The organism is Paenibacillus sp. B2(2019) (genome assembly GCF_008370385.1).
Classification (GTDB): Bacteria; Bacillota; Bacilli; order Paenibacillales; family Paenibacillaceae; genus Paenibacillus_AQ.
The window spans coordinates 83015-93859 of sequence record NZ_VTZR01000012.1 but is presented as its reverse complement, the minus strand read 5'-3'; the positions used below and the strand labels follow the sequence as shown (position 1 = coordinate 93859).

Annotated in this window: 7 protein-coding genes; 6 read left to right on the top strand and 1 reads right to left on the bottom strand. The window is 43.0% G+C overall.

Features of this window, described 5'->3' with window-relative positions:
- Positions 1-63 precede the first annotated feature (63 nt).
- Positions 64-405: a hypothetical protein gene (locus PAENI_RS09940; protein WP_149645120.1), complete on the top strand. Its 342-nt coding sequence runs from the start codon at positions 64-66 to the stop codon at positions 403-405.
- 22 nt (positions 406-427) lie between these two features.
- On the opposite strand, the gene PAENI_RS09935 is transcribed toward PAENI_RS09940, so the two are convergent.
- Complete coding sequence (locus PAENI_RS09935; protein WP_042125089.1) at positions 428-874, bottom strand: GNAT family N-acetyltransferase; 447 nt, start codon at positions 872-874, stop codon at positions 428-430.
- 590 nt (positions 875-1464) lie between these two features.
- Between PAENI_RS09935 and ilvB the strand changes: the two genes are divergently transcribed.
- From ilvB to PAENI_RS09910, 5 genes are all read left to right on the top strand, one after another.
- Complete coding sequence (gene ilvB / locus PAENI_RS09930) at positions 1465-3207, top strand: biosynthetic-type acetolactate synthase large subunit (protein WP_042125091.1); 1743 nt, start codon at positions 1465-1467, stop codon at positions 3205-3207.
- Entirely contained in the window at positions 3204-3692 is a 489-nt protein-coding gene (gene ilvN / locus PAENI_RS09925; protein ID WP_170880323.1) for an acetolactate synthase small subunit, read from the top strand. Before ilvB ends, ilvN begins: the two co-directional genes overlap by 4 nt.
- Positions 3693-3871: 179 nt before the next feature.
- Positions 3872-4864: a ketol-acid reductoisomerase gene (gene ilvC / locus PAENI_RS09920; RefSeq protein ID WP_036679485.1), complete on the top strand. Its 993-nt coding sequence runs from the start codon at positions 3872-3874 to the stop codon at positions 4862-4864.
- A 102-nt stretch (positions 4865-4966) separates the two neighbouring features.
- Positions 4967-6508 carry a 2-isopropylmalate synthase gene (locus PAENI_RS09915; RefSeq protein WP_042125095.1) on the top strand — a complete coding sequence of 514 codons (1542 nt, stop codon included), beginning with the start codon at positions 4967-4969 and terminating at the stop codon, positions 6506-6508.
- 249 nt (positions 6509-6757) lie between these two features.
- Positions 6758-10720, top strand: a complete 3963-nt coding sequence (locus tag PAENI_RS09910; RefSeq protein WP_149645119.1) for a collagen binding domain-containing protein — start codon at positions 6758-6760, stop codon at positions 10718-10720.
- Positions 10721-10845: the final 125 nt, after the last annotated feature.

Here is a 10845-nt window from a genome sequence, read left to right as displayed (position 1 = left end):
CGAATAAACTGTTTTGAAGATGGCGGGAATCAGAGGCATGCAAAACTTTTTGGAGGGGATATTATGACTAAGCCAGTTACGAAGAAGCAGGTTATGAGGCTCATAGGTAAACAGATCATCGCTGTGAAAAAAGATGGCACACAGGTTACAGGAAAGCTGCTTCGTGTATCAGGAAATCGTCTTATTTTGCAACGTGTAAGTGGTAAAAAAGTACAAACTAAAGCAATCATTCCATTAGTGTTGTTTGATTTGCTCGCCATTGGTACTGCCCCTTATGCTTATGGTGGAGGTTATGGCGGTGGCTATGGTGGAGCTACACCTTATGGTGGCGGTTACGGATATGGAACTCCTTATGGAGGTTATGGGTACGGAGGCACACCATATTCACCTTTTGGATTCTTTTGAGTTCCGATAAGTGCTGCTTTGGCTAGGAGAATCGTTTCTCAAGCTCGTAACAAAAACTTAGCGATTGATAACGGGCTACACTGTAGCCCAATTTTCGATAAAAGGCTAGCGCTGCTGCATTCCCTAGATCGACAGATACCTTAGAACGATGACAACCGCGAGAAAGTGCAAATCTTTCTGCCCGATCCATAAGCATATTTCCCAAGTGTTTTCGCCGAGCATCTGGTGCAATGGCTAGCATATCGATGTAGAGTAAGTCACCATGCAGCAAGAAATGGACAAACCCGTTTGGATCGCTTTCATAGTCGGGACAGGTGACAAGTGTGATTCCGTGTCCTAGACGACGGGGTAAATCCTTTTTGATTTTAGTGATTTCAGTTTGCGGCAGATGAGATAATGGAACGAGCTGTCGCTCGATTAAATCAAAAATAACAACGTCATCCTGCTTCGGTCGACGATAACGAATCATAGAGCGTCCCCTTTCCACGCATTGTCGTACATCATATGTTGGGAGAGGGGCAGGCGTTCCGAGAGGGTAGAAGCAGGAGTTGTGACGATTTTAAAAATAAGGGTATTGACTATCCGTGGTAGGAATCATATAATGTGTCTAAACATTTTAACGAACATACATGTATCGGCAATGATGAGGACGAAGTTTTAAGGGCTCTTTTGCTCAGAGAGTGTGAGGATTTGCTGCAACCTCCACCGAAATCCCTTATATACGAGCTCACCTCGGAGCTGTTTCCCTGAAAGGTCCACTGGCTAGAGTGGTGGAATTATTAGGGGGAATCGTTTAGTCCGCGTTACGGACTTCAGGTTACAGAGATTAGGGCCCTTGCCTACATCGATGGATTTTTGTATACCTGATAAGGCGTTGCATCGCGAGATGTAATGCAAACATGGGTGGTACCACGGAAGATCAACCTTTCGTCCCTCACGCGCTAATACTGTGCGTGGGAGGCGGAAGGTTTTTTTGTTTTATAAATAACTATTTGCTGATGTATAGAGGACGGTCCGTCATTTGCATAATGAATGTTAAATATCGGAGGAGGAATACTGATGAGCGCGCAAATACCGGAATTACGGTCTACAGAGCAGCTAAAAGAAAAATGGATGGAGCCGGAAGTTATTACCGGTTCGGAAATACTACTCCGCAGCCTTGTATTGGAGGGTGTAGACACAGTATTCGGATATCCAGGTGGAGCTGTATTGTACATTTATGATGCATTGTACGGTTTTACGGATTTCAATCACGTGTTAACACGTCATGAGCAAGGAGCGATTCATGCAGCTGACGGTTACGCTAGAGCAAGTGGCAAACCAGGGGTGTGTATCGCAACCTCGGGTCCTGGCGCAACAAACCTTGTAACAGGTATTGCTACAGCATATATGGACTCCACTCCATTGGTCGTAATCACAGGTAACGTTTTCTCAAGCCTGATCGGTACAGATGCTTTCCAGGAAGCAGACATTACTGGAATCACGATGCCAATCACTAAACACAGCTACTTTGTAAGAGATGTTGAGGATCTCCCTCGCGTAATACATGAAGCTTTCCATGTGGCGAATACCGGTCGTAAAGGTCCAGTATTGATCGATATACCGAAAGATGTGTCGGCAGCAAAGACGTTGTTCACACCAGTGAAGACCGTAAATCTTCGTGGCTACAACCCTTGTACAGTTCCAAACAAACTGCAGCTTGATAAACTGGTTCGTGCGATTGAGGTTGCTGAACGTCCGATTATCATTGCAGGTGGTGGAGTTATCTACTCTGGAGCACATGAGGCTATGTTCGAATTCGTGAAACGGACAGAGATTCCAATAACTACAACCTTGCTGGGACTTGGAGCCTTCCCAAGTGCTGAAGAGCTTTGGATGGGAATGCCAGGTATGCATGGCACATATACCGCAAACAATGCGATTCAGCAATGCGATCTGCTCATTAATATCGGTGCCCGCTTCGATGACCGTGTTACGGGTAGGCTGGACGGCTTCGCGCCAAAAGCCAAGATCGTGCATATCGATATCGATCCTGCAGAAATCGGAAAAAATGTATCGCCTGATATTCCGATCGTTGGAGATGTAAAAACTGTACTGGAAATGCTGATTCCTGAGGTTGGCCGTGCATCTAAGGCTGATGCTTGGAGAACGCATATCGCGCAGTCGAAGCTTGATCAGCCACTTCGGTATAAAGATTCGGAGACAGAGCTTAAACCACAATGGGTTATTGAAATGATTAATGACACCACTAATGGTGAAGCGATTGTTACTACGGACGTTGGCCAGCATCAAATGTGGGCAGCACAATATTACAAGTTCAATCATCCGCGTTCATGGATTACTTCAGGTGGTCTTGGAACGATGGGCTTCGGATTCCCATCAGCTATCGGTGCGCAAATGGCACATCCTGAACGGTTGGTAGTATCGATTAACGGGGATGGCGGTATGCAAATGTGTTCCCAAGAGCTGGCGATTTGTGCGATTAACAATATACCTGTCAAAATCGTTGTTATTAATAATCAAGTGCTTGGAATGGTTCGCCAATGGCAGAATCTTATCTATGACAAACGTTATAGCTATACAGACCTTGCAGGTAGTCCGGATTTCGTTAAGCTGGCTGAGGCCTATGGTGTAAAAGGTCTACGGGCGACGAATAAGGAAGAAGCACGTGATGCATGGCAGAAAGCTCTGGAAACACCGGGTCCAGTATTGGTAGAATTCGTTGTTCCAAAAGACGAGAATGTCTACCCGATGGTAACTCAAGGTTCAACCATCGATCATATGCTGATGGGGGATGAATAACAGTGACAAGACATACGATTTCTGTACTCGTAAATGACCAGCCAGGTGTGCTTCAACGGGTGTCAGGCTTGTTCGGTCGCCGTGGATTTAATATTGAGAGTATTACAGTCGGCCAGTCCGAAGAGGTTGGATTATCCCGGATGGTTATCGTTACTCTTGGCGACCAGCATACCCTTGAACAAATCGAGAAGCAGCTCTATAAGCTAATTGATGTTATCAAAGTTGTTGATCTTGGAGCTAAGCCAATGGTTGCACGCGAGCTGGCTCTGATTAAAGTGAATGCTGATCCAAGTGAGCGTCCGGAAATTTTGGGTGTAGTTGAGACTTTCCGTGCTTCAGTTGTCGATATCGGCAGCACCACTATACTGGTGCAGGTAGTTGGGGAGACACAGAAGATTGACGCGATGATAGAGCTATTGAAGCCTTATGGAATCAGAGAGCTGTCTCGCACAGGTGTTACGGCTATGGTACGTGGCAACTCTTAAATAGTTTATTTTGCGACTTTAACGGATTACTGCTTGATTGCATTAATCTGATATGATATGAATGACATTCCCGCTAAAGAGCGGGAGCTTGAGGAGCAGCTTGATCTAATCGACGAATCCAGTTCTCTTGAAGCACCCGCTCTTTATGATGGGTCTCAAATTAAAGGAGGATATTGACAATGGCAGTTACAACGTACTATGAACAGGATGCAGAACTTAGTGTATTAAAAGGAAAGACAATTGCGGTAATCGGGTACGGTAGCCAAGGACATGCCCAAGCACAAAACCTACGTGACAGTGGTCTTCAAGTTGTCATCGGTCTTCGTGAAGGTAAATCTTTTGAAACTGCGAAAAATGACGGTTTTGAAGTATTGCCAGTAGCTGAAGCAGTATCCCGTGCAGATGTTGTGCAAATCTTAATGCCAGATGAAACTCAAGCATCCGTATATAAAAATGAAGTGGAACCAAACCTCAAAAAAGGCGCAGCTTTGATGTTCTCCCACGGATTTAACGTACACTTTGGACAAATCGTTGCTCCTAAAGATGCGGACGTGCTGCTCGTAGCACCAAAATCTCCAGGTCACATGGTTCGTCGTACTTATGTTGAAGGCTTCGGCGTTCCTGGCTTGATTGCAATCGAACAAGATGCAACAGGTAAAGCGAAAGAAATCGGTCTTGCTTATGCAAAAGGTATTGGTTGTACACGTGCAGGAGTTATCGAAACTTCTTTCCGCGAAGAAACCGAAACCGACTTGTTCGGCGAACAAGCAGTACTTTGTGGTGGTGTATCCGCACTGATCAAAGCTGGATTCGAAACTTTGACAGAAGCAGGCTATGCTCCTGAAATGGCTTACTTCGAATGTCTGCACGAATTGAAACTGATCGTTGACATGGTATACGAAGGCGGATTGTCCAGCATGCGCGATTCCATCAGTAACACTGCGGAATACGGTGACTATGTAACTGGACCACGCATTGTAACTGAAGATACTAAAAAAGCAATGAAAGCTGTTCTGACAGATATTCAAGAAGGTAAATTCGCTCGTGACTTTATCCTTGAGAACCAATCCGGACGTGCTTTCCTTACCGCTACTCGCCGCAACGAAGCTGCTCACCCAGTAGAAGTTGTAGGTAGCCAATTGCGTGAAATGATGCACTGGATTAAGAAATAATCATATTCATACTTATGATTAAATAGTGTTACCTTCAAATGCGGCCGTGACTTTGCGAGCCGCATTTGAGAGTTTCAGCACAATTTTTGGGAGGTGCTTAGCATGCGGAAAATTTATGTGTTCGATACGACACTGCGAGATGGAGAGCAGTCACCAGGTGTGAACCTCAACACGCGTGAGAAAGTGGAGATCGCTTACCAGTTAGAGAAGCTGGGAATTGATCGCATGGAAGCGGGTTTTCCTGCAGCTTCTCCAGGTGATCTAGCTTCTGTTAATGCGGTGGCAAGAGCTGTGAAGAACGTCACGGTAATCGGCCTTTCTCGTTCTAGAGAGACAGATATTGATGCTGTAAAAGAAGCACTACAGGGAGCGCAGGACCCTTGTATTCATATTTTTCTAGCTACATCTCCTATTCACCGGCAGCATAAGCTGCGGATGGATAAGGCTCAGGTGTTGGAAACTGCACAGTCTGCTATCCGATACGCTAAGAAATATTTCCCTAAGCTCGAGTTTTCATTAGAAGACGCGGGCCGTACGGAGTATGATTTCATGGCTGAAATGGTCGGCATGGCTATCCGGGAAGGGGCTAATGTTGTTAATATCCCGGATACTGTAGGTTATTTGAATCCTTCTGAGTACGGAGCTATCTTTAAATATCTAAAAGAGAATGTGCCTGATATTGAACGCGTACAGCTTAGTGCCCATTGTCATAACGATCTTGGCATGGCTACAGCAAATACACTGGCTGCGATTCAGAATGGTGCAGATCAGATCGAAGGAACGATCAACGGTATCGGTGAACGTGCCGGGAACACAGCGATTGAAGAAGTGGCATTGGCGCTGGAGACACGTGCTGAATTCTTTGGCGCAAAAACTTCCTTAACTTTGTCCGAGATTTCTCGCACAAGTCGCTTGGTCAGCAAGTTGACAGGTATGGTAGTCCCAGGGAATAAGGCGATTGTAGGAGCTAATGCATTTGCTCATGAATCGGGTATTCACCAGGACGGAATGCTGAAAGAGAAAACCACTTATGAGATCATGACACCGGAGACCATTGGACTTAAAGAGAGCAAATTGGTACTTGGTAAGCACTCTGGACGCCATGCTTTCCGCGATAAGCTAAGTGATCTAGGGTATGATTTATCTGAAGAAGAGCTTAATACAGCTTTTTCAAGGTTTAAGGACTTGGCGGATAAGAAAAAAGAAGTGTCGGATGAAGATATTTTGGCATTAATTGAAGAGAAACTAATTGATACGCCAGAAGTATTCAGACTTCAGACGATTTACGTTACTTACGGTAATAAAGCTGTTCCAACTGCTAAGGTGATTATCGATGGTCCGGAAGCGGAGCCTATTGTAGCAGAGGCAGAAGGCAATGGTTCTGTAGATGCCATCTACAATGCTATTGATAAAGCCACGGGTGAGGAAGTTACCCTTGGGGACTATTCCATTAAATCCGTCTCCCGTGGTAAAGATGCACAGGGCGAGGTTCATGTAGTACTGTCGCAGGGTGAAGTTGCTGCACAGGGCCGTGGACTTAGCACCGATATTCTGGAAGCGAGTGCCCGTGCTTATATTGATGCGCTTAACAAGCTTCTGGAGAAGCGTAAAACTTACACCAAACGTGACCACGCAAGTATATAAGTGAAATTATATTGTGCAGAAATTTACTAATACTTAGAGGAAGCCCTGACAGTGAACTCACTGTCAGGGCTTTTTTGTTATTCAAAAAATTTGCTAATTGAGCCAATTCTGGCGAAATTTCAGATCTGTTCAGAAATTGTTCATGTCGGCAAATTACAATCGAAGGGAGATTATTGAAGTATTTGGAGAACAAACAACTTAGAAATAGTCGAGTAAGTATTTTATAGGAAGAAGGAGGACTTTCGTTTTATGTGGAAAAAGAAAATTGGTTTATGGATGGTAGTAATACTTCTTAGTACGCAGTTTTTCAATGCTTTTGGCTTCGATTCTCAGGTCAAAGCAAAGGCGATTGAGAACAGTGCTAATATCATTACAAGTGTGACGATGTCTGTATATGAGAAGGGGGTACAGGTCACAGATTCTGTTTACAAGCTGAGCTCCACCGTGAAGTTGAACTATAACTGGGCGGTTCCAGATGGAAGTGATTACGTTGCAGGTGATACTTTTACATTTGAACTACCAGAAGGGTTTGTGCTCGAGAAAGACTTTTTGAATAAAAAGATTATGATTGAAGGGCAAGAACTGGGGCATTACGACATTATAAAAGGGAGTCCTAACAAAGTTACCTTAACATTCACCGGTGAAGTCGGAGAATATTTCGATGTCAAAGGTGCAATTGAAGTGGAGACTCGTTTTGACACAACAAAGTTTACGGATACTATACCCTATACGATTAAGTTTCCGATAAATGGTGGTGCAGAGCAGGAGTTTACAGTCCAATTTAAACCTGAGGTTAGTTCTACTATTGACAAAGATGGAGTTGCGGTAGGCACTAATCAAGGAAATTATAATGCCAAACAGATTAAATGGACTGTTGATGTGAACAAAGTTATGGATAGTGTATATGGAGCTGTTGTAACTGATGTAATCCCTACGGGTTTAGCTTTAACTGATATAAGTGATATCAAGGTCAGTAAGCTTAATGTAGCACTAAACGGTGATGTATCTCCTGGTGCTCCTTTAAACACTAGTCAATATTCTGCAAGTCAACAGGGGAACACCTTAGAGGTAAAGTTTATTACTCCAGATATTAATACACCTATTACGGAAGCATACCGTATTGAATACGTTACGGATGTTATTGATGATACTAAAACCACTTTTGTAAACACGGCAACTTTCAAGGGGAATAATACAGGACCTTTTTCAGATAATGCAAGTGTATCTCTTAATCATGGAGCATTATTGAAGAAATCTTTTCTCAGTTATAATTCCGTGACACAGGACACTTATTGGGCGATTGAATACAATTATGGTGAAAAATCGATCTCTAAAGCAGATGCCAAATTGTTCGATTATTATACGGACTCTCAACAGTTTGTACCTGGCTCTCTGAAGGTATATAAATTAGATTTCACTAAGTCTAAAGATAATCCTGATAAAGTTTTAGTAACTGACTACACAGTATCTGAGAATACTTTAACTCCGAAAGCAGGGCTGAAAAATTTCGAATTATCATTTAATAATAATATTTCGAATGCTTACAAGATCGAGTATCAGACCCGGGCGAAAGATCGCATCGAAGAAGCAACAAAGGTTTCAAATACTGTTACTACTGTAGTTAATGGTGTTACTAATGATAAGACTGATGACGAGACACTTAATCAAAATATTATCTCCAAAAAGGTTGGACAGGCTAATTACGCTGATAAAACTGTAAGCTGGACGATAAAAATTAATAGTGATGAAAAAGTAATGAATAATGTAGTGATTACAGATACCTTCCCTAATAGAGGTTTGAAATTTACTGATGTTGGGTTTACTATCAAGGATAAAGACGGTAATCTAATGGCTCCTTCTATGTATATTCTTGATGATTCAAAACCTACAGAAGGTTTTACCGTGAAATTCAAATCAACTATTGATAAGAGTTATACGATTACTTACAAAACGTATTTCAATAATGATTGGATGAAGAATAGTAATGGAACTGTATATGATTGGGTTAAGAACGAAGTGAAATTTTTGAATAGAGCTTCTGTTGCCTGGAATGACCCATCCAAACCTACAGAAATGAAAACCATCACGGTTGAGGATACATTCTATCCTAATTCAAAAGCACAGAATAATGGCTACAAAAACGGTTCCTATGACGCTCAAACCAAGGAGATTTCTTGGGAAATAGGAATTAACTACAACAGCAAAGAGCTTGCTAAAGCTGTGCTTGTTGATACCTTAGAAGATAAACAGCAGTTGATAGAGGAATCTATAAAGGTTTATGAGCTTTCGATAGAAAGCAATGGCAACCCTAAGGTTGGAAAAGAAGTCACTGTTACTGCCAGTTCTAATCCCAAACTATATTCAGTAGATTACAATAAAACGACTAAATTGTTGAAAATAAGCTTTAATGATAAAATCGCTAAGCCTTATTTGATTAAATTCACCACCAGCTTAAAAGATCAAGTGGTCGAGAATGAAAAAATTTATAATACAGCTAAGCTGTCTGATAACGGTGTGCCTGTATCAAAAGATTTGAAAAGTGAAGTTAGCATTCCAAACGGCGGTAAAAATGATCAGTATGTTACCAAGGCAGGGGCTCAGGATCCTAAAAATGAGACAAAGATAAATTGGACTTTAAAGATCAACTATAATCAATCTTTTGTAGAAGATGCACAAATCATTGACAATCCGGACGCTAACCAGATGTTATTGCCGGAGTCATTTCGGTTGCTGCCGACAACAATTACAAAGGAAGGCGTAGTTGTTGAATCTGGCCCAGCACTTAAACAAGGAGCGGACAAGGATTATACACTTGAAATTACTAAGGATGAAAAGACAGGTGCAGAGCAGTTTATATTGAAGTTCAATAATAGTATTGAGAAACCTTTTATTTTGAAGTATGACTCCATAATTTTAGAGGCGAAAAATGGTGGGAAGATTAGTAACTTCGTTAAATTTAGTGGTAATGGATCCCAAACAGGAACCCAATCAAAAGAATCAAGTGTAACTGTAGTATTTTCGGATTCCAGTGGAATTGGACAAGGGACTAGAAAAGAATTAGCCGTCAAGAAAGTAGATGTAGCAGATAGTAAAGTTCTTGAAGGAGCTATCTTCAATTTATATCGAGTGTCTGGATCGGAAGAGGTTTTATTTAGCACGTCTATACCGACAGATAAGGACGGTAAAACAGTATTTAAAGATCTCCGGCCAGGTAAATACTTCCTGCAAGAAAAAACGGCACCTATTGGATATATCAAGGATCCAAATAAATATGAGGTGAAATTTATTTCAACAACAGTTACAGATATGACTGTAACGAATCAAAAGATAGTGACGCCAACAACTTCACCAACAACAGCGCCAACAACAGCACCGACACCGATGCCGACAGCAACGCCTACACCGACGTCGACAGCAACACCAACGCCGACAGCAACACCAACGCCGACAGCAACACCGACGCCGACAGCAACGCCGACGCCGACAGCAACAGCAACGCCGACGCCGACAGCAACGCCGACACCGACAGCAACACCGACGCCGACAGCAACTGCAACGCCGACGCCGACAACAACACCAACGTCGACAACAACACCAACACCAACACCGACGGAAACACCTGTGTCGACAGTAACACCTACGTCGACGCCAGACAATCCAATTTTCCCTGTGTCGACCCCGACGTCAATACCGGGAGTAATCGTTACGGCTACTCCATCCGCAACACCTGTGGTGGCGACACCAACAGTAGCACCAACAGTAACACCAACTATCACGTCGGTGCCAACTAGTACGCCTATTGTTCCGAAGGTGACGCCACCTGTAGAGAAACTGACTACAGATGAGGAAGTTCCTCTTGAAGGTGAAATCCCACTTGGGGGCGTGCCGAGTGTCGGCGAAAAGCCAGATCATGGTAAGGTGACAATTACTAAAGATGGCAAGTGGATTTATACACCAGATCCAGGCTTCATTGGCAAAGACAAGTTCACGATCATTGTGACAGATGAGAATGGAAATGAAGAAGAGATTGAGATCGAGATTGATGTCGAGGAAGTACCGACAGGTACTGTGAAAGAACCAGGGGATAACAGCAATAAACCAACAGAGCTTCCGAAAACGGGAGAAGACAGTGCACTTCCTATTTACTTAGTAGGTGGAGGTCTAGTTCTTGTGGGATTTGTGTTAGCTCGAAGATTTAAACGAAGTAATTAATATATCGTAATGATAAGGGTGCTGTCCCGGCACTCAACACCCATAGGATAAAAGTCAACGGAGCAAGGCTCCTCCTGTTATTGGAGGAGCCTTGCTTTTTTTTTGGTCTATGGCTACTCGTTTCA